This is a genomic window from Streptococcus sp. 2018110 (genome assembly GCF_019754115.1).
GTDB classification, from domain to species: domain Bacteria; phylum Bacillota; class Bacilli; order Lactobacillales; family Streptococcaceae; genus Streptococcus; species Streptococcus hashimotonensis.
Window position 1 is genome coordinate 348227 of sequence record NZ_JAIJZO010000001.1, and the last position, 22960, is coordinate 371186.

The window sequence follows — 22960 nt, forward strand, 5'->3', positions numbered from 1 at the left end:
TTAAAATCTCAGCCCTTTTGGAAAGCCATTTTTAAGCGTTCCAGATACAATTTTTGCGAAACCAAGACCGTTCCCCTGAACTGCTACCTGATACCAGCCATTAGCTAAATCCTTGGACACAGCTATTGTATGTCCAGCAGTGTAGGACGAGAATTCTTCTAAGCTGATTTCCACTCGATTTTTAACCTCCGAACTATGGAGTGCTAGACCTAAAGCAAAACTTGGTTCAAATCTTTTTTTCTTAAACGTCCCCAAGTGAAGGCCATTTCGAGCAATCTTTACTTTTGATAAATCAGGAAGGCCGTGTGGCAGTAGATAGAGATTGTCGCCAAAAACCTGCAGTAAACCATCCAATTGAACCTTTAAATGCTTCTGTTCAAATTCTTTCCAGAGAGCTTGCTGTTCTCTATTCAAATTGGATTTTCCTGGTTTTAATTTTTTCTGACTGGCTTCACCTAGAAATCTAAATTTGGCAACGAACTGACCTTCTCCTGCAAAATGGTGGGGATACATACGAGCAACTTCTGTATAGCCGATTCCTTCTACCATTCCATTGATTTTAGGAATGTCTATCAGTTCCAAATCATATTGTTCTAAGAGCCAAGTCACTACTTCTTCATTTTCCTCTGGTGACCAAGTGCAAGTAGAATAAATCAATTGACCACCTGGAGCCAACATGTTCAAGGCCGATTCTAAAATCTCTCTTTGCAAGCTTGCACATTGTGCTGGATAATGTTTGGACCAATATTGAATCGCATCGGGGTCTTTTCGAAACATCCCTTCACCTGAACAGGGAGCATCTAGGACAATCATATCGAAATATCCTGGAAAGACCTTTTCCAAGCGGTCTGCTGATTCATTTGTTACAACAACATTCCTCGCTCCGAAACGCTCAATATTTTCAGCCAAGATTTTTGCTCGTTTGTTGGAAATTTCATTACTAACCAAGAGCCCCGTATTTTCTAAGTATGAAAGCAAGTGAGTAGACTTTCCTCCTGGCGCTGCTGCCAAGTCCAACACTTTCATCCCTTTTTCCGGAGCTGCAATCTGACCGACAACCTGTGCAGCCGGCTCTTGTGAGTAGACTAAGCCAGTTACATGTTCTGGAGACTTTCCTGAGACCTTACCATAGTATGACCAAGTCATATTAGGGATTGGTTGCTCAAAGTCCAATTGGCTTTCTTTAAGAGGATTTGTGCGAAAGCCTGAGATTGGGTCTTGTTCGAAACTCTCAAAAAATGCTTGGGCTTCACTACCAAGCAAATGATTATATTTATCTATAAAATCCTGTGGTAATTGCATTAGAATATATACCCCTTCACTTCCTCAAGATGGGATTCTGATACTAGCATGACAAACTCTCGCTTATCATAGGCCAGACTCGGACCATCAAAACTTAACATGACTAAGCCTAAAGAGGAACCAATAATACTGGCTGCTGCGTAGTCCCATGGACACAGATAAGAAGCATAGGCAAATAATCTTCCTTCCAGAACGTGGGCGAAACCAATTCCAGCACTTCCTACAGATCTTGTACCTAAACTTTGATTTGCTAATTCTGCCACTCCATGTGCATTGGCTGCATACAACTGTGCATTGATTCCTATCAAACTCTGGCGAAGAGGGCGCAGCTCTGGTTTCTTTAAGCGTTCTTGATTGCAATAAACAGGGAACGAATCTCCTCCATGGAAAAGTTTGTCTCGCATGACATCATAAATGATACCGAACTTTCCTACTCCATTTTCAAAATAGGCAATCATAATGGCAAAATCAGTTTTCTGAGCAATAAAATTTGTGGTGCCATCAATTGGATCAATAACCCAAACATTTCCCTCATGAATAGAAGAAACGTCTCCACCTTCCTCACCTAAAATCCCATCACCTTGATAGCGAGATTGAATCTGTTGAGTCAGCATTTCTTGCACTTGTTTATCAAGGTGCGTTACCAAGTCTGTAAAGTCACCCTTTTCTTCAATCTGAAGATCATCATGTAGATGCTGTCGGAGAAAATTTCCAGCCTCCAGGACAATTGTTTGGGCAAAGTGATACTTAGTTTCCAAAACGAATAACTCCTTTCCCCTTATCTCGAGCAGCCTTAACAACTCGATAGGTTGAATAACCAGAAACCGCTTCAAAGTCACGATCAATTTGACGTTCCTGTCCCTTACTTTTAACAACATCTTTGAAGCTTTTATAACTAGCTAATATAGCTACTGCATCTGCTCCTTTTTCATAAGCTGCCTCCACCTGATTCAAAAAAGAAAGCACGGAGGAAATCTCCTCTGTGCTCCACGAAAAATCAAGTGGATATGAATAATTTTTGTTCATATCTTTTATCCTATTTCTGCTCGTAATGTGGCATTTCTCAATTCTTGTTTACGGTACTTGCGCGGAAGAAATGCACGAATTTCATCTTCGTTAAAACCAATCTGCATCCGCTTCTCGTCCAAAATAATCGGACGTCGTAAGAGGCTTGGATAGGTTTCAATTAACCCAATAAGTTGCTTCACAGAAAGCTCATCAACATCAATATCTAGCTTCTGAAAAACTTTTGAACGGGTAGAAATCAAATCATCTGTCCCATTTTCTGTCAATGCTAAAATGTTCTTCAATTCCTCAGCAGTTAGAGGGCTAGTCATAATATTGTGCTCAATAAAAGGGACTTCGTGACTTGTCAGCCAAGCACGAGCTTTACGACAACTGGTACAACTCGGTGACAAAAATAAAGTAATCATGTCTTCCATCCCCTCTAAAAACATTTTTCTTCTTATATTATACTCTAACTTAAAAGAGTTTTCAATAGTAAATCTAATCTCTTCCCTGTAATTTTTCCAAAGATTCTATTTTTTTCTCTAAGCGTAGCAATATTTCGTTTTGTTCATCAATTTTTGCCATCAAGGTATCCAACTTCGTTTCACGCTCTGTTTCAGAGAAAAAACGAGTTATCGTGGAGGTAACCATACCAAAAGTACAAATACCAACCAACATCAAGAGGATGGCTATAATTTTAGAAATCGTATCTTGGGGGACAATATCTCCATACCCTACAGTTGTCATCGTTACAATGGACCACCAAAGTGCATCGAAGAATGATTTTCCTTCAATCACTGATAATAAGACACTTGCAACTAACACCGCTGAGATATTTAACATCAACACTTTGGATAAACTGTTGGTATGCAAAAGCTTGTTGATTGTATCCCAGAATCGATTAGACAGGGCAAATATTCTCGTTACTTTGACCAATCTGAAGAGTCGTGCAAGTCTTCCCAAGCGAAGAAAACTGAAGAATGAATCAAATGGAATAATGGCAATTAATTCCAAGATATGCCCCTGTACATATTCAAGTATGTCATCCGCATAATAAAGCTGAGCAAAATAATCGCAGACAAAGATAAACCACAGGAGCCAATCCAGTACCCGATAGCCACTAGAATTGGCAATACTAGCATCCATTAATTCAAGTACGATAAGAAATACATAGACTACAGCTATGTAGGTCATAGCCTTCTCATAAAAAGGATGACGAATCAATCGTTTAAGCATATTTCCCCCATTGCAAGGCAAATTCCTCATCAGATTTCATCTGCTCCATCAAACCTTCAATCCCATCAAATTTGACCATATCTCGAATTTTTTCAAGCCAAAAAATAGTTATTTTTTCTCCGTAGATAAAGCGGTCAAACCCAAAAATATGGGTTTCTATCCGCATCTCAGTTCCATCAAAGGTCACATTTTTCCCAACGCTTGTCATAGCTCGATAGCGTTTTCCATCTACTTCGACATCAGCGACGTAGACTCCCTCAGATGGTAAATGGACACGGTCAAAAGGAGCCAGATTTGCAGTCGGATAACCAATAGTGCGCCCTCTGGCATCTCCATGAACAACAATTCCCTCCGTCATAAATGAATAACCTAAAAGTTGATTAGCTAGAGAGACATCCCCTGACTGGATAGCCTGACGAATGCGAGTTGAAGAAACTTTTTCTCCGTCCAGGCTCACTTCACTTACAATTTCTACCTGGCCATCAAATAGCTCTGTCAAATCTTTGACATCTGCTCTGCAATTTCCAAAATGATAGTCGAAACCTGCGACCAAAATCTGGGCATTGAGACCTTTGATGTAGCGCTCCAAAAACTGCTGAGGAGTATTGTTAGCAAATTCACTAGTAAAATCAGTCAAAATAAGATTATCAACACCATATTTTTTCAATAAGAGGTAGCGTTGCTCTTGACTAGTCAAATGCAGTAAAAGTTCTGGGCTAAAGCGAGAAAAAGCCAACCGAGGTGACTCTGGAAAGGTCAGAACAGTTACTATCAAACCTTGCTCATCTGCTACTTTTCTTGCTCGATCAAGTAAAGCCTTGTGCCCAAGATGAATCCCATCAAAGTAGCCTAGTACTAAAACCGTCGGCTCCTCTTGATTCAATTCACTATAATCTTTAATTGTTCTAATGTTCATGTTTTCTATTTTATCACAGTTATTGAGAAATTTCTTAGACCAAAACCTTGCTCGGTTTATACAGCTGGTCGCGTTTTTCAAAAATAGCAATCAACTGACCATCATGAAAGCCTGCTAAACGCTCTGCTTCTGCATTCAATTCTACAAATCGACCAAATGTAGCATCTTGCACCTGCTCTTCTTTCAATTCTACAACAGGTAAATCCCCGATACCACGTTCAATAGGTTGGAGAAATGAAAAATCATTTTCTGCTACCAGTAAAGAAATTTCTTCCAAAGTTAAGGCGTCCGCTAGGTCCATTCCTGCTGACCCAGTTCGTTCCAACTTAGACATGTGACTGGCGTAGCCTAACTTAGCCCCTAAGTCAACAGAAAGAGTACGGACATAGGTGCCCTTTCCACAACGAACTCGGAAGGTAAATCGTGCACAATCATCTGCCAACTCAATTGGACTGGTACGTTCAAAACTGTATATGTCAATTTGGCGTTGGGGACGTTCGACTTCTTCACCCGCCCGTGCGTATTCATATAGCTTGCGGCCATTTACTTTGACGGCGGAATACATAGGCGGAATCTGGGTAATAGTACCGACAAAACTAGCCATAGCCTCATCAACTGCCTGCTCTGCTATGTCCAAAACCGGTGTCCGCTCAACAAGGTCACCCGATGCATCTTCTGTCGTAGTAGAGTAGCCAATGGTAATCTCCCCCTCGTAGATTTTCCCCTCGTCCTGCATAAACTCAATCATACGAGTAGCCTTGCCGACTGCAATTGGCAGAACCCCTGTCACATCTGGATCTAGCGTCCCACCGTGTCCAATCTTCTTCTCCTGCAGAATCTTTCGGAGTTTAAAAACTGCATCATGCGAGGTCATCCCCGCCTCTTTTTTTAAATTAATAATTCCTGAAATCATGTTTTCATTATAACACAAAGGACCGCTCTTGTGGGCGGTCCGGTTGGAAACTTGATGAAGTATAGCAAATTACATCTGCCTCACTCTTAACAAACGATTTGCACGGAAACGTCGCAAAAAATTCGAGTGAAAGACGGTAATATCCGCAATACCAATGAAGAATAGGGAAAACAGAAGATTTTCGGCTGAAAAATCCAGTAGAAAACGGATTGAATATGACCCCCCTAGCCAAACGGATACAATTATGACCAATGGAATACTGACGACGGCCTTAGTTTCTCTCTGTAGTGCCTTTTTCCACTCCTCATTTTTCCAATCTTGAAACTCTTCCAGTGGGATACCTAGGTACTCATCCTTTATCCACAAAGCAATCACAAAATGAAGAACAAATACTAAGACACTATACAGCAAGATATTCTGATTGTTGGTTTCGAAAAATCTTATTTTTTCGATATTGTTCAGTAAAATACAAAGTAACATAGCCAAAGTGATTCCCAACCATATTGATATTCTCCTCGGAGCGTATTCTTGCTGACTTAAATATACTTTTTGGGTTTCAGAATCATAAAATAGGCTTTGCTTTCCTAATCTACCAAAGACAATCATTGTTTTGGTTTTGAGCATCATTCCCTCCAACATGTACTCAATCGTGCGATGTCATGCCCGCTTCTTTTTTGACGTTAATAATTCCTGAAATCATGTTTTCATTATAACACAAAGGACCGCACTTGTGGGCGGTCTGGTTGGATTAAATTTCCCGATGAAAATCTCTGTCAATTTCAAAAAATGGTTGGATATTTTGGACGTATTCCAAGACGCCCTGAAACTCTCCCTGGTCATCACGCACGGCCTTATAGACCACATAGACAAACTTGCCCATACTCTCAGACTTGAACCACATGGTCACCTGGTCTTTTCGCCCTGTGCGGAGCAATTCAAAAATCTTCTTGACCTTGTCTAAGATTTTGGGTGGATGGCAGAGCTCCACATGACGTCCAATCTGGCTCGGAGTACGTTTGAAAATCATGTCTTCAACAGGGTGGCTGTCATTATAATATTGGAAAATGCCATCATGTTCATTGCTATCTTCCTAGTAATCCATCCAATATTTCAATCAATTTTTCTTTTTCCTGACTCTCATTTGTTTTAAACCTGATTAGGGGGATGTTGCATTTTTTCAAAATGTTATCCTTCATAATATCACGTTCAAACTGCTTAGAATTACCTTTGTGGAATGCATGTCCATCTACTTCTACAGCTAGTACAGGTGCTTTGGTAAGTCTATTGATTATCAAAAAATCAAGGTGCGTATTTCCATGCCTTGCATACTTCGCTTCCACTTCTGTTAGTCGAGTAAAATCCTTCACAAGATTATGCAGTTTATAGTCATGTATAACATCTAGACTATTATATTTTTCATCGCTCATAAATACTTCCTTAATCCGATGATACATTAAATTCTCAGAATCATATCGCGATATCCGTTTTCGTTTTCTAAAATATTCCTCCTTTTCTTGCTCATACTGTTTGTATAAGTAATCGAAGATGGAATATACAGGGCTCTCTCTTACTTCAAAATTATTATATTGTATATATCCCAATAAATCACTAATATTTTTATCTAATGATTGCTCATTCCCAGTCATGACAAGAAATAATTTATTTTTAGCTCTTGATATCGCCACATTTAGTAAGTACGGATCATCCGTAAAACGTGTTATGCTGTTATCAACCGTGGAGATGATTATCGTATCTTTTTCTTTTCCCTGAAACTTATGGACTGTATCGCTTTCCAAATCATCAATTTGCTCTTGCAACTTCTCTTTCTGCTTTCGATAAGGCGTGACAACTCCTGTCCGCTCCCGATAAATTTCATAATTTGGAATAACATCTTTCAGAATTATATCAATCTCTCTCTGACTATAGTGATCACGAGCGTGATTTCCCTTAGGTGTTCTAATAGCCTGAAGAACATCTTTTTCCCCTTTATCACCTGTCATAATCACTAAGTCACCATTATAAAACTTTTGATTGCAGAAATTGATAATTTTGGGATGACATCTATAATGCTCTCGTAATAGCGTTTCTGGAATATTCGGAATCACTTTTAGTACCGATTGAAGAAAACTGTTTGTGTATTCATAACCACTATGAACACCGTATTTATGGAAAAGCTGAGCACTACTTTCTTTGACATCTTTTGTGACAATATGCGGTAGCTGTTTACTATCTCCAACAACTACAACACTTTTAGCACAGGATAATGCTAGTGCCCCAGTTGTAATATCCACTTGTGAGGCTTCATCTATGATTAAATAATCATAGGTAATATTCTTTCCTAAACTTGTTGTTGATGAAAATGTTGTACTAAGAACAATAGGATATTCTAGAAGAACTCGTTTCGATTGTTCCCTTAAATCTTCCTTTGTAAACTGTACTCTATTTCTTCCATTCCCATACTTACTAACTAGAAAATTTTTGAAAATCTTTAATGAATCACTGGTCAAATTGTTTAAAACTTCCGTACCATTTAAGTGAACCAATTCTTCTTGAAGAGTTTCTAATTTATTCCTTATTTCTGTTTGTTTATGCTGGTAAAATAGGTTCTGAAATTGTATTGTCAAATCAGATAATTCTTGTTTATAAAGTTCCCAGTTTTTAACACCATATAATAAAAAGTTTTTTATCTTAAAAATTAAACCTAACCTTTTATTCTTTTTATAGAATTCCTCAAATTCATTCCAAAGCTTAAATAACTTCTTAGCAGAATATAGGTTTAATTCTATAGGCGATATATCTATGTGCTCAAAAAAATCCTTGAAATGATGATATTCCGTTTCTAGTTCTGAGAGTTCTTGTCTCAGATTAGCCACTTCTTCCTGAATTTCAAAAATACGAGGAAGCCTACGAATCTTTTCATTTAATTCCTTATCAAGACTTTCCATACCATTATCTTTTAATCTCCAAGAAGAAAAATCAGGGTACATACTATACTGATTGAGAATAAAATTATTTTTATTTTTTTCACTTCCAAGGTAAGCCACGGGAAAGTCAAGACCATAGTTCTTCAGTTTTTCGTAAATATTATCAATGGCTGCATTATTATTAGAAACAATTAGAACCGTCTTATTCCGTATCACTATATTAGCTATAATATTCAGAATCGTTTGTGTCTTACCAGTTCCAGGAGGTCCTTGAATGACACTAAATTGATTTATTAAGGCATTTTTTGTTGCTTTATATTGACTATTATTGCAACCAAAAGGGAAAATCAGTTCCCCATGAAGCGGCAAGTTATTCTTCTTACTGGGACTTAGATAGCTCGCTAAAGCAACTGTTTTGTCTACGTAATCCAATTCCTCATACCTTTTTAACAAGAGCAATTGATCAGTCCCAGAGTTTCTCAGAGGATTCAGCTTAGATAGTTCTGTCAAATAACTAAAAACATGACGACTATTTGAATGTGTCAACTCATTTTGCCGTATTTCTAGGTCTCTCCCCATATATAATTTTCCAGTGCCATTTTTGTAGCGGATGATATAAGCTCGTGAGTGCGTTCCATTGAATTCAACAATTGACTCAATATTATTTAATAAAACCCCATCTTGCCTTCTATAAACTCCTATCTCTGAAGGATTCAACTGTTTGGAAAACTTCAGCACCTCAACTCTCTGCATATTGTAGCGATAAGGTTGGACATTATTTTTAAAATAAATTTCAAAGTAGAGCCTCCCTTTGTAACGAATCGATTGAAGCGATTCGATATTTTCTGACTTGTCCTCTCCATCAATCAAAATTATTTTTCTATCTTTCACCATATCTCCACTCTCACTTTCAATCTTAATCTTCCTCCCCCCTCAACGCCTCAAACTTGGCTTTCATAGTTGGGTTATTGCGGGTTAGTTTTTTGACGGAGACGTCGTCTAGTTTATTATTGGCTAGGCGAAGCTGGTTTTCGCTGGTGGTCAGGGCTGCCTTGACAGCTTCCATTCGCTTGATTGCCTTGTCTATTTCATCAATAGCCTTTTGGAAATTGTTGCTGGCCGATTGATAGTTTTTTGCAAAAGCATTCTTGAAAATTTCCAAATCTTCTTCAAAATGAGTAATATCGATATTCTGCTCCTTAACCAAGGCTAACTCCTGCTTGTATTGCAGACTATTAAGCGCAGCATTTCGTAAAATTCCGATTAATTGGATAAAGAACTGTGGTCGGATAACATACATCTTCTCATATTCATGACTAACATCCACAATCCCTGTATTGTAATAGTCATTGTCCGCCTCTAGCATGCTGACTAATACAGCATATTCGCATTTTTTCTCCCGACGGTCCTTATCCAACTCCTTAAAGAAATCAGCGTTTTTATGCTTGGTCTTGGTCGTATCTGCCTCGTTTTTCATTTCGAACATGATGGAAATAAATTCCAAGCCCGACTCGTCAAAATCACGGAAGATGAAATCTCCTTTTGAACCGGACGCTGATACTTCGTTGTCCTTCGCAAATTTGGCACGTGGAAAAGCATAGGAGCGAACCTTGTTAAACTCCGCCTCAGCAAATTGCTCCAAGCTCTCACCAATTGCCTTAGTAGACTGCTGGGCCTTGAAATTTTTGTAAAATTCCACCTGCTCATCCGCCGCCTTGAGCCGTACTTCGTACTCCTGACGAGTGGTCGCCAGGGCTAACTCTTGCTTTTGTTCCTGCAAAACCAAAGCATTTTGTGCCGCATCCCGCTCTTTTTCCACCTGAGCTACCGCCTGCTGCAACTCCAAATCCTTGGCAAGACCGATTTGCCCCAACTGAGCCTTAAGCTCTTGGATTTCTTGGTCTTTTTGGGAAATAGCAGAGCTGATCTCCAGTTCCGTCTGACTAGCAAATTTATCAAGTTTTGCGGTCAGTTCCAGAATCTCCTTATCCTTATCACTCAATCTAGCCTGCAAATCATTTTCAGCCTTCTGGCTTAATAATTCTCGTTCCCGCTCCAATCGTTCATGGATTTCCTTGTCAAACTCCGCACCACGCACCTGGGCTAAAAGCTGACTATATTCTGTTTCATTGACCTGAAAGGCCGTCCCACAATGGGGGCAAGTAATTTGATGCATATGCTCTCACTTTCTTCTTTTCAAATAAGATATTAATTTATGTAAAACCGTAGCCACTCCCAGCGCCAATAAAAAATAAAAGAAACGAACCGCATTTCTAGCATCTGGAAGCGATAGAGCCCAAAGGACAAAAATCGTTATGGCAGTCGGCCATCTCCATCCCCAGGTCATCTTCCGTTTGATAAACCATTCCATCCAATCTTCATTAGAATCAAACCGTGTTTCATAATATTCTTCTTTCAATTGTTCCCACCACTTTTTCATAACAGCCTCCTTTCAAATCACAGACCTTCTAATTCAAGCTCCAGAAAAGTCCTCCACTTTTCCTGCAAGGGTTGACGTACAGGCGACTCCTGACCTTCTAAGACTTTTTTGATACATTCATTTTGCACCAACCAGCCTGTCATGTCTTTTTGAGCATTCGCAAATTCATTACCAAAATCTTCTGGAATTCGTTCTTCAAAAGTAATCAAGGTCTGATTTTCTAACTGGGACAGTGTAAATGAAACTGTTGCTGAATCCCACCTGTAGGCAATTTTCTCATTTTTTCGGTATTCCAGTAAATCCATAACTTCACGGAATCCTTCCATTTCAAAAACCAGCGTATTTCCTACAATGTTTAACTATGGAAACCAGCGAGCCAAAGCACTATCCGTTGCCAACAAATCCCAGGACTCCGCCAAACTAGCTGGAACAGTGTAGGAAATAGTTACCAGATACATCTCGGACTCTTTCTGAACACTAATCTTCATACCATAACTCCTCTTCTATTTCCCTATTATACCAAAAAATACTGGTCCATAACCGATATTTCCATTGTCTCTATTCTTTAATCATAATCAAGCATGAGTGCTATTCATTCCAGAGGATCGAAAAACGGTATCTTGAAATCTGAATTATTTTTTATAACATCTTTCATAGACAGTCCTTACCTTTGTTTATATGGCTCATACTCCATATTTTGTATCCCCTAGCAATGTTAGACTTTCCTGCCACATAATGAACATTGTCATTTTTGAAACACTTCTATTTTTTACACTTTCATTTCATCTATCCGCCACCCAATTTATTTTACAATATAGAACAGAGTTTAGTATTTCAATCATTCCTTTCTCATTTTATGCTATACTAGATGTATTGAAAACAAGGAGGTTTATATGGTTAAACTAATCGCTCTTGATATGGACGGAACCCTCTTAAACGAGAAAAAGGAACTGATGCAGCCACAGATTGATGCCATTCATCAGGCTGTTGAAGCAGGTGTCAAGATTGTTCTCTGTACTGGTCGGCCCTTGGCTGGTGTTAAGCCATTCGTAGAGCAGCTCGGCTTTGACACCGAGGAAGAATTTATCATTGTCAATAACGGCTGTTCAACCCATTCGACAAAGGATTGGAGCCTGATTGACTGGGAAGAACTATCTATCTCTGATATTGATTATCTTTCCACTTTTATTGAAAATGATGATGTGCAAATTTCTCTCTTTGATGAGGAAGACTACTTCGTTCTTGCAGAAAAAGCCAATGCACGCGTTAATTTAGACGCAGGTTTGGTAGGAATGACTCCTCAACCAATTGATTTAAAAGAAGCCAAGTCAGGTCAGCATCGCTTCTTTGAAGCCATGTTCGTCGGTGAAAAAGAGCATATTGATGCCTTTGAAAATCAACACAATCCTGTACTCAGCCAAGGCTATTCCACCGTTCGTTCACAGGACTATCTGTTGGAAATTTTACCAAACGGTGCAAGCAAGGCCACTGGTTTGAAAAAACTGGCAGACCGCCTCGGTATCCTACCAGAAGAAATCATGGCTATGGGAGATGCCAACAACGACCTGGAAATGATTGAATTTGCTGGACTTGGTATTGCCATGGGCAACGCTAACGAGCAGGTCAAGGCAATCGCCCAGGACATCACAGACACCAATGAAAACAACGGCGTTGCCAAGGCCATTGAAAAACATATTTTGAACAAATAAGGAGACAATATGAAATACCCAACACTCTTAGACCGTTTCTTGGTCTATGTCAAAGAAAATACTCGCTCAGATGAAAATTCGACAACCACCCCTTCTACCCAGAACCAAGTCGAATTTGCACAGAATATCCTTCTGCCTGAAATGAAACGCATCGGCTTACAGAATGTCCACTACCTGCCAAATGGTTTTGCTGTGGGAACACTACCTGCCAACGACCCAAGTTTAACGCGTAAGATTGGCTTCATCGCCCACATGGATACGGCGGATTTCAACGCAGAAGGTGTGAATCCTCAGATCATCGAAAACTACGACGGCAACCCAATTGCCTTGGGAACTTCCGGCTACGAATTGCATCCAAAAGACTTCCCGCAACTTGCCAACTACCACGGTCAAACACTGATTACCACAGACGGTACTACCTTGCTGGGCTCTGATGACAAGTCAGGAATTGCAGAAATCATGACAGCGATTGAATTCCTAGTCCAAAATCCTGACATCAAGCACTGCGAAATCCGTGTCGGCTTTGGTCCTGACGAAGAAATCGGTGTCGGAGCAGACAAGTTTGATGTGGAAGACTTTGATGTGGACTTTGCCTACACCATGGACGGTGGACCGCTGGGCGAACTCCAGTACGAGACCTTCTCAGCAGCTGGTGCCAAGATTGATTTCCTAGGACGCAATGTCCACCCAGGATCTGCTAAGGACCAGATGATCAATGCCTTCCAAATGGCTATTGATTTCCACAATGCTCTTCCTGAGGCAGACCGCCCAGAAAAAACGGAAGGGTATGAAGGTTTCTTCCACTTGATGAACATGGAAGGTAGTGTCGATACTGCTTCTACCACCTACATCATCCGTGACTTCGAGGAAGAGGATTTCCTTACCCGCAAACAGCTCATGCTGGACATCGCTGAAAAGATGAATGCCAATTTTGACACTCCACGTGTCATTGTCAACCTACATGACCAATACTACAACATGAAGAAAATCATCGAAAAAGACATGACCCCAATCAATATCGCTAAAGACGTCATGGAAAATCTAGGTATCAAGCCACTAATTGAGCCTGTTCGCGGCGGAACAGACGGCTCCAAGATTTCCTTCATGGGCATTCCAACGCCAAATATCTTCGCAGGTGGTGAAAACATGCATGGTCGCTTCGAGTTCGTCAGCCTCGAAACCATGGAAAAAGCCGTCGATGTCATTCTCGGAATCGTCTCTTACAAATAAAATTTCAAACGGCTTTCAATAGAAAGTCGTTTTTTTCTGAAAAAATTTTAAAAAAATGCAATTTTATATTGTGTTATTGAGCTAATACTGGTATAATAGAACTATAAAAAAAGAAATGGAGTTTTATTATGACAGAAGAAACATTAGCACAGGGAATTCTCATTGGCATTTGGGGTACAACACTACTATTTTCATTTATTTGGTATATTCTTGTTGCTATTTCCAACTACATCCTCTTCAAAAAAGCAGGCTACGCTGGTTGGAAATCATTGATTCCAATCTACAATCTCTATATCCAACAATGCATCGCCTTTGGCTATGAAAAAAGATGGTTCATTCTATTCTTACTGATTCCACTAGCAGGACCATTATATGGCATCTATCTCGTTTACAATTTTGGTCGTAGCTTCGGTTTATCAGCTGTACAAGCTATCTTCTATGTTCTTCTTACACCTATCTTTAACCTCTACATCGCCTTTAATGATGGAAGTCGTTACCAAGGTCCACAAGAATTCTTTATTGACTAGTATACAATCAAGCCCCCGCATACGCGGAGGCTTTTTTAAACGAATAGAAAAATAAGAAGAACCATCATGACTAGACTGACCAAAATAGATAAGGAGTTAACATTGGCAGGTTCAGCTGAGCGACTACCTAACTTTAATGCATATATTGGGGACATGACTGAAATCGGAGAGACTAGACAGACCAGTAACATGATTTTCATCGTTTTATCAATAGGTAGAAGAAAATAAATGACTCCTGCTATTAGAATATTTGCACCCAGCCTCAAAGAGAGAAGATAGGCCAATCGACTAATTTCTTTCCAATTCAATTTTAAATCAAGCAAGATTCCCAACATGAGCATGGCTAAAAAAGGATTGGCGTTACTGGCTATCGTCAGCGCAGAGATAAGTTCGCGTGGAAGTTTGATAGAACAGACTGCTAACGATAGGCTAACTAGATAGACTACTAGTGGAACTGAGCGTAAAAGATTCTTTATAAAAGTTGCAACGGTCATTCTTTCCTGCTCTTCATCCACACCAGCTGCGATACTGTAATTCCCGCCTAGAACCATGATTGCATTCCCTGCATCAAATACGATGACGCTTAGTAGACTAGATAGCGGAAAAAAAGCTTGCACAAATGGGAGTGTAAAGGTTCCGATATTATAGCCTGATAACTGCATAAGACCGACGGAAGTCTGTTGACCAGACTTCTTTGCCTCCCAGTATCCCACCATATCCAAAAAAAGATTACAAAGAATCCCTAATAAGAAGGGAACGTATAAATCTATAGATACTTGGGCTGTCGCTGAAGCTACAAGGAGAGAGGCTGGTAGCGTAATATTCATCACTAAGCTAGAAAAGATTGTCGCATCCTCCCTTCGAACAATCCCTTTGGCTTTTAATGTATAACCTAAACCGATAACAAAGATAAAACCAAGAGCACGAGCTATTATAGTCATTTAGTTTGCTTTTAGTACAAGGCAACGAGCTGCAGGCTGTACTGAAGTACGGCAAAGCGAGTTCAAACAATCCAGTGGAGTGTTTGAAGTTGGAAATAAGGAAACGGAGTTTCCTCTTACGTCGAAGTAATCAAAGATAAACTAGTGACTATAATTCAAGTTCATTCATGAAACTAGCACAGCATATCGACAAGAATTTTGATGATATATAAAAATTTTATATAATCGCTTGATTTTGCTAAATAATAGGTATATAATTTATATATAAAATAATTATACATAGCCTTTCAGTTTGCTATTAATACTCGCTCCAACTATCTGGGAGATAGTTGGAGGTTGGAAATAAAGCGAACAAAGTTCGTGTCAATTGCTGTAGGCTGTACTAGCGTACGGCAAAGCAAGTTAACGAAGTAGTAAAAGATAAACTGGATGGCTATAAAGATAAAGAGGTGAGTTTATGTACTACCCCGTATCCTCTATCTTGATAGAATTTCTGGTCTTAGCCATCGTGGAAAAGCAGGATTCCTACGGCTATGAAATCAGTCAAACCATCAAGATAGTTGCTGATATAAAGGAATCCACACTCTACCCTATTTTGAAAAAATTGGAAAAGGCTGGCTATGTCACCACCTATACCCAAGAATTTCAAGGGAGAAAGCGGAAATACTATACCATCACTCCTGCTGGATGTGAGCACATCCCCTTCCTGCAGGGTGAATGGAATAGCTACAAAGACCATATTGACGGAATTATAGAAGGGAGCTTACGAAAATGACACGCGCAGATTATTTGAAACAACTGGAACAAGCATTATTTCAACTTCATCCAAGTGCCAGACAGGAGGCTTTAGACTACTTCAATGAATATTTTGACGAAAAGGATAACGACGAGGAAGCTATTATAGAGCTAGGAACACCTGATGAAGCAGCAAAAGAAATTATTGCCAATCTACCTGAAGATGCCCTAATCACCGAGAAAGACCAAGCAAGTCCACATTCATCTAAACCATTTGATTTCAACTTTGATTTTGACTTTCAATTTGACTGGGAGAATTTTTTCAACAATTTCAAACATTCAGCCTATCAAGCTAGGGAAAGAATTGAATTGACGGCGAAGATTGAAGAATTACCTGATTTTTCAAATCTACAGATTATTCTCGAAGACCAGGCTCTTAGTGTACAAAGCTATGAAGGTGACAAGGTAGTATTGCACAATCCATTTTCTGAAGAGATATCCTATCAGGCTTTTGACTATCAACTAGTCCAAGATAGTTTGTACCTATCTAGCAAGCCACTCCCAGACCACCTCTACTTTTCCAACCAGCAAACCAGCTCTGCTATTCTCAAAATCCCTACAAGACTCCTGCCCCTTACTAGTCTCAATCTGAAAACGACAGATAGTAGTTTGACGATGGCGGCTGTGCAGGCGAGTGAACAGCTAGTCATCAATGCAGAAGATAGCAGCATTAGCATGACGAAAGTGAGTTGTCCAAAATCTGCCCTACAGCTAGAGGACGCTACACTCACTTTCTCAGATGGTCAGCTGGGCGTGATAAATTTGGAAGCTAGTGATGCTGTTATCACTCTCTCAAGCATGAGCCTTTCAGATGCAAGGATAACATTAGAAGACTGTGTCTGGAAGTTGAAGGATTTTGTCCTTGAAAAGAGCCTAAACTGTCAGGCTGAAGATTCTGTCCTAACCTATCAACCAAGTACGGACATCAGTTTGGACATCTGGGAGGAAGATTCTAGCCTTAAACTTCCAAAGGATATGGCATTTACAATGATGAAAGAGGGTGACATCACTCATCTGAGCTGCAAGCAAGAAATTAGCCCTGCTCAGCTAGTTATTCATTGTCAAGACTGCCAACTAAATGTGGGATAAAGGAGTTTATCATGAACCGAAAGGAATATTTACAGAAACTCGAGAAACAGCTAAAGCATCTACCAAAAGAAGATTTTCAGGATACCTTAGACTATTTCAATGAATATTTTGACGAAAAGGAAAACGATGAGCAAGCTATTCAAGAGCTAGGCAGTCCAAAAGAAGCAGCCCGTGAAATCCTAGCAAATCTCTATGATAAAGAGAGGATTGAAGATAAGCCAAATACAAGCAATATGGTCTGGTTGACCATCCTCGCTATCCTTGCCGCACCAATCGGCGTCCCCCTAGCAATCACTTTGGTCGCCCTCTTCATCACCCTTCTCCTAATCATCTTTAGCCTCTTTCTGCTCCTTATCTCACTCTGGATTGTCCTCCTCAGCCTCGCAATCGCCCAGATGCTCCTCGCCTTTGACCTCTTCACGCTCTCATGGTCCTCCTCTCTCCTCTTCACAGGCCTCGCCTTCATCTGTTTGGCACTCACCCTCTTGGGTAGTAAATTCACTCTAGACCTTGGAAGCAAAACCTTCTTGCTTGTTTTACACTGGATACAAAGAACGATCCGCAAAGGAGGCTATCATGAAACAGCTTAAGCCATTTACGAAAATCAGTCTGAGCCTGTTCACTCTTGGAACAATTCTCAGCCTCATCGGCTACTTTGCTGACGGGTGGACAAATATGAAAACTGTTGCAGAAAACTATTTTCAGCCCCAAACAGCCAGTTTTAGTAACATTAGGGCTATAGAAGTTAATGAAAAACTGTCCATTATGCCCTCGCCTGACAAACAATTTCACCTCCACTATTACCGAAATCAGCACAAAGGCATTGACCTCCTCAGCCAGCAAGTTCAAGATGGAAAATTAACCATTTCTAGTGCCTATCAAGGCATCGTTACTTATGATGGTTTACTCGAACCTATCTTAAATCTTGTCAATGACCAGAATGTTGCCTACTACCAACCTGTCTTACAGGTCCCTAAAAATAGCACAATCGAAACACTCTCAGGGAGCATTCAAGGAGATGTCTATCTGGATAAAGTGACTATTCAAGATTTCCAACTCTTTGTTGAAAATGGTGACATGTTGATTGAAAACAGTCACATCAGCCTTATTAGGCTATTACACATCAATGGAGAAGTAGCAATCAATCAGTCCACATTAACAAGTCCAGCGGACATCACCGATACTACCGGAAGTATTCTAACTGTTGAGGATGGTGATTTTAAAGCAAAAAACCTAAAACTAGAGGGAAGGCACGGCATCAGTAATTACGATGGCTCAATCGACATTTCTCTTCATTCACAAACAAAAAAGGACATCTACATAGATGCCAGTCAAAATAATAGCGGGATTGACCTTCCAACCTATTCCAATCCCCAAGCCACTAATTACCTCTATATCTCTACATTAGATGGAGAACTGAATATTCAGTAATTGCAAAAAGCCCTCCTCACGGAAGGCTTTTTAACTTATTTAAACAACAAAATAGAGATCAGTGCCAAGATGGCTGGTCCACCTTGGGTCAAGATAATTTTTGGACTAGATGTCACAGCTCCATAACCTGCTGCTCCAATAACAAACAAGACAAAAATAGTTGTAATTTCAAGGTTTCCTGTGAAAATTCCATACAAGAGAAAGACAGCCAACAAACCATTGTAAATACCTTGGTTTTTGAAAAGTGTCGTCACAGACTTACGTTGCAATTCATCCTTTGCCATATTAAAGACACGACTAGTAGAATCTGAATGGGTCGCAAAGGTTTCCAAGTACATGATATATAGGTGCTCAATAGCTACGATACTAGCTAGAATAGTGGTAAAAATAGACATAATGTCTCCTCTCAAAAATTATATAGGTAGATTTTGCAAGCCAATCAACAGTTTATCAAGAGTGGCTAAGAATTGCTCGCTCTCCTCAACAGTTAGAATCTGATTCATCAAAGCTTTGATAGCTTGGTGGTGGGCAGAAGGATTCGTGATTAGCGCTTCCCTAGCCAGCTCAGTTGGCCAGACAAGTACTTCTCTCTGATTGTCAGGATTTCGCTTGCGAATGATATAGCCGCTCTCTTCCAACAATTTGAGATGACGTGTAACCGCTGCGCGGTCTATCTGAAGCCTCTCCTGCAAAGCCAACTGATGCAGGGGTGCATCTTTTAATAATGCTTGCAATATTGAATAGCGTGTCAAACTGATTCCCAACTGCTTTTCAAAAAGATTGGAAATCGTCTCATCTGCCACTTTCAGTCTGTATAACAAATCTTCCATTTCTTGCATTATCTACCTCTTTTGATTGATTAATCAATCATTGATAAGTCAATTATACTACAATCCGAACAATTTTCAACTATTTTGCCTATCTATTAAAAAAATATGTTGCCTACACCTATATTTTGTTATAATTAAAAAAATAACTAGCAGAGGGATGGGACTTACTTATGGAAAATACTCCTAGACTAAACTTGGTCATAGATGTGCTCATGCTCGCTGGTGCCATTTTGGCACAAAGCGGTGCAGAAATTCACCGAGTTGAAGATACCATGATTCGGATTGCACATTCACAAGGAATTGAACAGGCCAATGTCCTTGCCATCCCTGCTGCTATCTTTTTCTCCATCGACCATACGAATATTTCGCGTATGAAACGCATCGTAAATTCAAATTACGACATGCAGAAAGTTTGTGACGTCAACCAAATCTCCCGTTCCCTAGCCAATAAAGAAATCAGCCTGGAAGACGCTTGGAGCCAATTAAATGCAATCAAACAACAAAAGCCACCTTATAACAATATCCAAATAACCTTAGCTGCCGTAGTAGCCGCACCATTTTTTACCATTATGTTCGGAGGTTCTCTTTTAGATGCAGCAGGTGCTGTCCTCGCAACGGCCTTGGCTTTCCCTATCTCACTGATTGTCGAGCGCTACGTTGGAATTGATTTTGTTACCACCTTCGTTGGCGCCTTTATCTTCTCACTTACCTCTTACTTATTAAGCGCAACCACTACTCTCCCCATTAATCCCAACTTAATTAACGCAGGGGCAGTCATGCCTTTTGTACCAGGGATTGCTTTTACAAATGCTGTAAGAGACCTTATGACCAATCATATCAATACAGGGATGACCAAATTTTTCCAAACAGCGCTTATTATCTTATCGCTCGGTGCAGGTACAACTGTGGCCTTTATGCTTGTGAGGTAATCTATGACACCAGTTAACTTCTTATTACAGGCACTCGCCTCTTATATCGCTATCGCAGCCTTCTTAATTGTTCTCAATGTTCAAAGAAAAATGCTAGTCCCTGGTGGACTCCTAGGCATGCTAGTCTGGCTCATCTATCTTTCATTATTAGGACCAACTAATGTACTGATTGCAACCTTCCTTGCAGCAATTATCGGATCTTGCATTAGTCAAATCATGAGTATTTTACTTAAAACACCATCTGTTATTTTTTCACTTGCTATCCTAGCACCGCTTGTTCCAGGCTATCGAGCCTACATGACCACGACTTATTTCGTTTCTGGTGACCACGCTCAAGCCCTAACCAATATCACTACCGTCTTAACTTTAGCCTTAGTCATTCCCATCGGTATGGCCAGCGGAACAATATTATTACGCCTTTATAAGGTTCTTCGAACAGGCAAAAAAACAGCCTAACCCCTTGAAAATAAGGGGCCTTTTTGTTAAAATGAAAACTTATCAAAGGAGATGCTATGAACCAAAACGTAACCAATTTAAAACTTGCTGAACGTGGTGCCTTGCTATCTATCGGTGCCTATATTATCTTATCAGGTATCAAACTCGTTGCAGGACAGCTCTTTCATTCAGATGCCTTACGAGCAGATGCCTTCAATAATATTTCTGATATTATCGGTAATATCGCTGTACTTATTGGACTAAAAATGGCACAGAAACCAGCTGATACCGATCATAAATTTGGACACTGGAAAATGGAAGATTTAGCAAGCTTGATTACATCCTTCATCATGTTTGTCGTTGGTTTCCAAGTACTCTATGATACCCTCCAAAAACTAATCAGCAATTCTTCTATCGAAGTAGACATTATGGGGGCCATTGTCGGAATTTTTTCTGCACTAGTTATGTTAGCTGTTTATTTATATAATAACCGCTTGGCAAAAAAAGTACGTTCCAAGGCCTTAGAAGCAGCTGCCAAGGATAATCTATCCGATGCAGTCACTTCCATAGGAACTTCTATCGCAATCTTTGCTGCGGCTTTCAACTTCCCTATTGTCGATAAAATTGCAGCCATCATCATTACCTTCTTTATCCTAAAAACAGCCTACGATATTTTTATGGAAAGCTTCTTTACCCTGTCTGATGGATTTGATGAAAATTTATTGAAAAAGTACGAGGAAGATATTCTCAAACTCCCAAAAATCGTTTCTGTCAAATCACAACGTGGTCGGACTTATGGAGCCAATATCTACCTTGATGTTGTTTTAGAAATGAATCCAGACTTATCCGTTTATGAAAGTCATGAAGTGACTGAGCAGGTTGAGCAACTCCTAACACTCAAACATGGAGTTTTTGATGTGGATATTCACGTAGAACCATCTGAAATTCCACACGATGAGATGTATGAGCATGTGTACGATAAACTCTTCCGTTTTGAAACAGAGATACAAGCGCATGCTAATGGATATGAAGAATTGATTGACGACCAGTATCTCTTAATTGATGCCAAAGGCCGCTATCGAAATAAAACTCAGATGCTTGCCGGCCACCCCATCCAAACGACGTATTTATCCAATTACCAAATGACCTCCATAAGCCAAAAATCAAAATTAGTTACGTTTGAAATTGGTGATTATGTTCATACGTCACTTTGGCGCCGTCATGAAAATTGGACTGTTATTTTCCACCAGATCTCAAAAAAACAAGCCTAGTCGAATGACTGGCTTTTCCTTTACCTTAAATTTTGGTTTTATACTCAATGAAAATCAAAAGTAGCCTAGGAAACGAAGCCGAAGATAGAACTGGAGTTCATCAAGGCAAGATGACAACGGATAATTTTGATTTTCGAAGAGTATTAAAAAAAGAGCGCATGGCTCTTTTTCTTATATTATTAGTTTTTTACTGCATCGGTTGCAACATCCTCACCAAACCATTTTTGGGAGATTTCTTGGAATTTACCTTCTTTATATAATTCAGCAAATGCCTTATTAATGTTTTCTACGAGTGTCGTATCTGATTTACGAGCACCGACTGCGAAGGCTTCGTTTTCAAAACCTGCATCAATGATGTTGTAATCTGCGATAATTCCCTCTTGTTGCAAGTAATAATTTGCATATACACGGTCAATCAAGAGGCCATCAATACGATCGTTTTTCAAGTCAATCAAGGCTTCATTGAAGGTCGCATACTGACTTGCATCGTTATTTTGAACAATATCTTTCAAAATAGCTGGTTGTGATTCAAATACTGAATAGCCAGATGAACCTGCTTGCGCACCCAAAATCTTATCCTTCATATCAGATACTTGGCTAATATTGGAAGATTTTTTAGTTACAAGAACTTGTTGGTTATCCATGTAGGGATTTGTGAAGAGAACTTTTTCCTTACGCTCATCTGTAATAGAATAACCATTCCAAATTAAATCAATATTCCCGTTATTCAATTCGGTTTCTTTCAAGTCCCAGTCAATTGGTTGCCATTTTACAGTAATTCCATATTTTTCAAAGACTGCATTAGCCAAGTCAATATCGAAACCTGTGTAAGAACCATCTGTCTGTTCAAATCCCATTGGAACAAAGGTCTTATCAAAACCAATTGTGATTGACTTTTCAGATTCGTAAGTTGACCAATTATCAGACTTGGTCATTGACTGGCTTGAGCCACAAGCAGCAAGGGCAAAAGTCGTTACAAGAGCAAGAGCTCCAAGCATCATTTTTTTAATATTCATCATCATATTTGTTCCTTT

27 protein-coding genes and 1 pseudogene are annotated in these 22960 nt (G+C 39.7%); 10 read left to right on the forward strand and 18 right to left on the reverse strand.

Annotated features, from left to right (window positions below; genetic code table 11):
- From K5Q34_RS01700 to K5Q34_RS11700, 14 genes and pseudogenes are all read right to left on the reverse strand, one after another.
- Positions 1-1302: an RsmF rRNA methyltransferase first C-terminal domain-containing protein gene (locus K5Q34_RS01700; RefSeq protein WP_205027912.1), complete on the reverse strand. Its 1302-nt coding sequence runs from the start codon at positions 1300-1302 to the stop codon at positions 1-3.
- Positions 1302-2060: an inositol monophosphatase family protein gene (locus tag K5Q34_RS01705; protein ID WP_044683432.1), complete on the reverse strand. Its 759-nt coding sequence runs from the start codon at positions 2058-2060 to the stop codon at positions 1302-1304. The genes K5Q34_RS01700 and K5Q34_RS01705 overlap by 1 nt, the downstream gene beginning before the upstream one ends.
- Complete coding sequence (locus tag K5Q34_RS01710) at positions 2050-2328, reverse strand: UPF0223 family protein (protein WP_024379624.1); 279 nt, start codon at positions 2326-2328, stop codon at positions 2050-2052. Before K5Q34_RS01710 ends, K5Q34_RS01705 begins: the two co-directional genes overlap by 11 nt.
- A 5-nt stretch (positions 2329-2333) precedes the next feature.
- Complete coding sequence (locus tag K5Q34_RS01715; protein WP_024381367.1) at positions 2334-2735, reverse strand: Spx/MgsR family RNA polymerase-binding regulatory protein; 402 nt, start codon at positions 2733-2735, stop codon at positions 2334-2336.
- Positions 2736-2808: 73 nt separating this feature from the next.
- Entirely contained in the window at positions 2809-3546 is a 738-nt protein-coding gene (locus K5Q34_RS01720) for a potassium channel family protein (RefSeq protein WP_024406950.1), read from the reverse strand.
- A complete protein-coding gene (locus tag K5Q34_RS01725) occupies positions 3539-4462 on the reverse strand; it encodes a bifunctional riboflavin kinase/FAD synthetase (protein WP_221864395.1) in 924 nt (307 codons plus the stop codon). The genes K5Q34_RS01720 and K5Q34_RS01725 overlap by 8 nt, the downstream gene beginning before the upstream one ends.
- Before the next feature lie 34 nt (positions 4463-4496).
- Positions 4497-5375, reverse strand: coding sequence for a tRNA pseudouridine(55) synthase TruB (gene truB, locus K5Q34_RS01730; protein ID WP_105134500.1), 879 nt, complete (start codon positions 5373-5375; stop codon positions 4497-4499).
- A gap of 69 nt (positions 5376-5444) precedes the next feature.
- Entirely contained in the window at positions 5445-5999 is a 555-nt protein-coding gene (locus K5Q34_RS01735) for a hypothetical protein (protein WP_221864396.1), read from the reverse strand.
- 124 nt (positions 6000-6123) lie between these two features.
- Positions 6124-6447: pseudogene (locus tag K5Q34_RS01740) on the reverse strand (PAS domain-containing protein); the annotation flags it as partial.
- A 10-nt stretch (positions 6448-6457) separates the two neighbouring features.
- Positions 6458-9190, reverse strand: coding sequence for an AAA domain-containing protein (locus tag K5Q34_RS01745; protein ID WP_105151267.1), 2733 nt, complete (start codon positions 9188-9190; stop codon positions 6458-6460).
- A gap of 25 nt (positions 9191-9215) precedes the next feature.
- Complete coding sequence (locus K5Q34_RS01750) at positions 9216-10475, reverse strand: DUF2130 domain-containing protein (protein ID WP_024406944.1); 1260 nt, start codon at positions 10473-10475, stop codon at positions 9216-9218.
- 6 nt (positions 10476-10481) lie between these two features.
- Positions 10482-10739: a hypothetical protein gene (locus tag K5Q34_RS01755; protein WP_002940881.1), complete on the reverse strand. Its 258-nt coding sequence runs from the start codon at positions 10737-10739 to the stop codon at positions 10482-10484.
- A gap of 17 nt (positions 10740-10756) precedes the next feature.
- Entirely contained in the window at positions 10757-11065 is a 309-nt protein-coding gene (locus K5Q34_RS01760) for a hypothetical protein (RefSeq protein WP_238336552.1), read from the reverse strand.
- A 33-nt stretch (positions 11066-11098) separates the two neighbouring features.
- Positions 11099-11227, reverse strand: a complete 129-nt coding sequence (locus K5Q34_RS11700; RefSeq protein ID WP_260619422.1) for a hypothetical protein — start codon at positions 11225-11227, stop codon at positions 11099-11101.
- Between the two features lie 405 nt (positions 11228-11632).
- Here K5Q34_RS11700 and K5Q34_RS01765 point away from each other — a divergent pair, with 405 nt between their 5' ends.
- The 3 genes from K5Q34_RS01765 to K5Q34_RS01775 all read left to right on the forward strand — a co-directional run bounded on the left by K5Q34_RS01765 (position 11633) and on the right by K5Q34_RS01775 (position 14205).
- On the forward strand, positions 11633-12448 hold the full coding sequence (locus K5Q34_RS01765; RefSeq protein ID WP_024406942.1) for a Cof-type HAD-IIB family hydrolase: 816 nt from the start codon (positions 11633-11635) through the stop codon (positions 12446-12448).
- A gap of 9 nt (positions 12449-12457) precedes the next feature.
- Positions 12458-13678, forward strand: a complete 1221-nt coding sequence (gene pepT / locus K5Q34_RS01770) for a peptidase T (protein WP_221864397.1) — start codon at positions 12458-12460, stop codon at positions 13676-13678.
- A gap of 128 nt (positions 13679-13806) precedes the next feature.
- Positions 13807-14205: a DUF5684 domain-containing protein gene (locus tag K5Q34_RS01775; protein ID WP_002940890.1), complete on the forward strand. Its 399-nt coding sequence runs from the start codon at positions 13807-13809 to the stop codon at positions 14203-14205.
- Positions 14206-14240: 35 nt separating this feature from the next.
- Here the strand turns inward: K5Q34_RS01775 and K5Q34_RS01780 are convergent, their stop codons facing one another.
- A complete protein-coding gene (locus K5Q34_RS01780) occupies positions 14241-15146 on the reverse strand; it encodes an AEC family transporter (protein ID WP_221864398.1) in 906 nt (301 codons plus the stop codon).
- A 457-nt stretch (positions 15147-15603) separates the two neighbouring features.
- Here K5Q34_RS01780 and K5Q34_RS01785 point away from each other — a divergent pair, with 457 nt between their 5' ends.
- Genes K5Q34_RS01785 through K5Q34_RS01800 form a run of 4 tightly spaced genes read left to right on the forward strand, consistent with a single transcriptional unit; the run spans position 15604 to position 18461 of the window.
- On the forward strand, positions 15604-15921 hold the full coding sequence (locus tag K5Q34_RS01785) for a PadR family transcriptional regulator (RefSeq protein WP_221864399.1): 318 nt from the start codon (positions 15604-15606) through the stop codon (positions 15919-15921).
- The gene (locus K5Q34_RS01790; RefSeq protein WP_221864400.1) at positions 15918-17030 is read left to right on the forward strand and encodes a DUF1700 domain-containing protein; all 1113 of its coding nucleotides are present in this window, start codon (positions 15918-15920) and stop codon (positions 17028-17030) included. The genes K5Q34_RS01785 and K5Q34_RS01790 overlap by 4 nt, the downstream gene beginning before the upstream one ends.
- Before the next feature lie 11 nt (positions 17031-17041).
- On the forward strand, positions 17042-17620 hold the full coding sequence (locus tag K5Q34_RS01795; protein ID WP_105151255.1) for a DUF1700 domain-containing protein: 579 nt from the start codon (positions 17042-17044) through the stop codon (positions 17618-17620).
- Positions 17607-18461 carry a DUF4097 family beta strand repeat-containing protein gene (locus tag K5Q34_RS01800; protein ID WP_221864401.1) on the forward strand — a complete coding sequence of 285 codons (855 nt, stop codon included), beginning with the start codon at positions 17607-17609 and terminating at the stop codon, positions 18459-18461. The genes K5Q34_RS01795 and K5Q34_RS01800 overlap by 14 nt, the downstream gene beginning before the upstream one ends.
- Positions 18462-18496: 35 nt before the next feature.
- Here K5Q34_RS01800 and K5Q34_RS01805 read toward each other — a convergent pair whose 3' ends face one another.
- A complete protein-coding gene (locus K5Q34_RS01805; RefSeq protein ID WP_024401803.1) occupies positions 18497-18856 on the reverse strand; it encodes a DUF1304 domain-containing protein in 360 nt (119 codons plus the stop codon).
- Positions 18857-18874: 18 nt separating this feature from the next.
- Positions 18875-19300: a MarR family winged helix-turn-helix transcriptional regulator gene (locus K5Q34_RS01810; protein WP_221864402.1), complete on the reverse strand. Its 426-nt coding sequence runs from the start codon at positions 19298-19300 to the stop codon at positions 18875-18877.
- A gap of 161 nt (positions 19301-19461) precedes the next feature.
- On the opposite strand from K5Q34_RS01810, the gene K5Q34_RS01815 reads away from it, so the two are divergent.
- From K5Q34_RS01815 to K5Q34_RS01825, 3 genes are read left to right on the forward strand one after another with little or no spacing between them, the layout of a single operon-like run.
- Positions 19462-20220 carry a threonine/serine exporter family protein gene (locus K5Q34_RS01815; protein ID WP_105151258.1) on the forward strand — a complete coding sequence of 253 codons (759 nt, stop codon included), beginning with the start codon at positions 19462-19464 and terminating at the stop codon, positions 20218-20220.
- Between the two features lie 3 nt (positions 20221-20223).
- Positions 20224-20676 (forward strand): threonine/serine exporter family protein, encoded by a 453-nt coding sequence (locus K5Q34_RS01820; protein WP_024400719.1) that lies wholly within the window; start codon positions 20224-20226, stop codon positions 20674-20676.
- A gap of 56 nt (positions 20677-20732) precedes the next feature.
- Positions 20733-21926 (forward strand): cation diffusion facilitator family transporter, encoded by a 1194-nt coding sequence (locus K5Q34_RS01825; RefSeq protein WP_024406935.1) that lies wholly within the window; start codon positions 20733-20735, stop codon positions 21924-21926.
- Between the two features lie 179 nt (positions 21927-22105).
- Here the strand turns inward: K5Q34_RS01825 and K5Q34_RS01830 are convergent, their stop codons facing one another.
- Positions 22106-22948: an amino acid ABC transporter substrate-binding protein gene (locus K5Q34_RS01830; RefSeq protein WP_221864403.1), complete on the reverse strand. Its 843-nt coding sequence runs from the start codon at positions 22946-22948 to the stop codon at positions 22106-22108.
- Positions 22949-22960: the final 12 nt, after the last annotated feature.

Excerpts from the sequence above, each read along its gene's own strand:
- K5Q34_RS01700 (WP_205027912.1), bottom strand. The coding sequence starts at position 1,302 with ATGCAATTACCACAGGATTTTATAGATAAATATAATCATTTGCTTGGT.
- K5Q34_RS01710 (WP_024379624.1), bottom strand. The coding sequence starts at position 2,328 with ATGAACAAAAATTATTCATATCCACTTGATTTTTCGTGGAGCACAGAG.
- K5Q34_RS01715 (WP_024381367.1), bottom strand. The coding sequence starts at position 2,735 with ATGATTACTTTATTTTTGTCACCGAGTTGTACCAGTTGTCGTAAAGCT.
- K5Q34_RS01720 (WP_024406950.1), bottom strand. The coding sequence starts at position 3,546 with ATGCTTAAACGATTGATTCGTCATCCTTTTTATGAGAAGGCTATGACC.
- K5Q34_RS01725 (WP_221864395.1), bottom strand. The coding sequence starts at position 4,462 with ATGAACATTAGAACAATTAAAGATTATAGTGAATTGAATCAAGAGGAG.
- truB (WP_105134500.1), bottom strand. The coding sequence starts at position 5,375 with ATGATTTCAGGAATTATTAATTTAAAAAAAGAGGCGGGGATGACCTCG.
- K5Q34_RS01735 (WP_221864396.1), bottom strand. The coding sequence starts at position 5,999 with ATGCTCAAAACCAAAACAATGATTGTCTTTGGTAGATTAGGAAAGCAA.
- K5Q34_RS01750 (WP_024406944.1), bottom strand. The coding sequence starts at position 10,475 with ATGCATCAAATTACTTGCCCCCATTGTGGGACGGCCTTTCAGGTCAAT.
- K5Q34_RS01755 (WP_002940881.1), bottom strand. The coding sequence starts at position 10,739 with ATGAAAAAGTGGTGGGAACAATTGAAAGAAGAATATTATGAAACACGG.
- K5Q34_RS01760 (WP_238336552.1), bottom strand. The coding sequence starts at position 11,065 with ATGGAAGGATTCCGTGAAGTTATGGATTTACTGGAATACCGAAAAAAT.
- K5Q34_RS11700 (WP_260619422.1), bottom strand. The coding sequence starts at position 11,227 with ATGAAGATTAGTGTTCAGAAAGAGTCCGAGATGTATCTGGTAACTATT.
- K5Q34_RS01765 (WP_024406942.1), top strand. The coding sequence starts at position 11,633 with ATGGTTAAACTAATCGCTCTTGATATGGACGGAACCCTCTTAAACGAG.
- pepT (WP_221864397.1), top strand. The coding sequence starts at position 12,458 with ATGAAATACCCAACACTCTTAGACCGTTTCTTGGTCTATGTCAAAGAA.
- K5Q34_RS01775 (WP_002940890.1), top strand. The coding sequence starts at position 13,807 with ATGACAGAAGAAACATTAGCACAGGGAATTCTCATTGGCATTTGGGGT.
- K5Q34_RS01780 (WP_221864398.1), bottom strand. The coding sequence starts at position 15,146 with ATGACTATAATAGCTCGTGCTCTTGGTTTTATCTTTGTTATCGGTTTA.
- K5Q34_RS01785 (WP_221864399.1), top strand. The coding sequence starts at position 15,604 with ATGTACTACCCCGTATCCTCTATCTTGATAGAATTTCTGGTCTTAGCC.
- K5Q34_RS01790 (WP_221864400.1), top strand. The coding sequence starts at position 15,918 with ATGACACGCGCAGATTATTTGAAACAACTGGAACAAGCATTATTTCAA.
- K5Q34_RS01795 (WP_105151255.1), top strand. The coding sequence starts at position 17,042 with ATGAACCGAAAGGAATATTTACAGAAACTCGAGAAACAGCTAAAGCAT.
- K5Q34_RS01800 (WP_221864401.1), top strand. The coding sequence starts at position 17,607 with ATGAAACAGCTTAAGCCATTTACGAAAATCAGTCTGAGCCTGTTCACT.
- K5Q34_RS01805 (WP_024401803.1), bottom strand. The coding sequence starts at position 18,856 with ATGTCTATTTTTACCACTATTCTAGCTAGTATCGTAGCTATTGAGCAC.
- K5Q34_RS01810 (WP_221864402.1), bottom strand. The coding sequence starts at position 19,300 with ATGCAAGAAATGGAAGATTTGTTATACAGACTGAAAGTGGCAGATGAG.
- K5Q34_RS01815 (WP_105151258.1), top strand. The coding sequence starts at position 19,462 with ATGGAAAATACTCCTAGACTAAACTTGGTCATAGATGTGCTCATGCTC.
- K5Q34_RS01820 (WP_024400719.1), top strand. The coding sequence starts at position 20,224 with ATGACACCAGTTAACTTCTTATTACAGGCACTCGCCTCTTATATCGCT.
- K5Q34_RS01825 (WP_024406935.1), top strand. The coding sequence starts at position 20,733 with ATGAACCAAAACGTAACCAATTTAAAACTTGCTGAACGTGGTGCCTTG.
- K5Q34_RS01830 (WP_221864403.1), bottom strand. The coding sequence starts at position 22,948 with ATGATGATGAATATTAAAAAAATGATGCTTGGAGCTCTTGCTCTTGTA.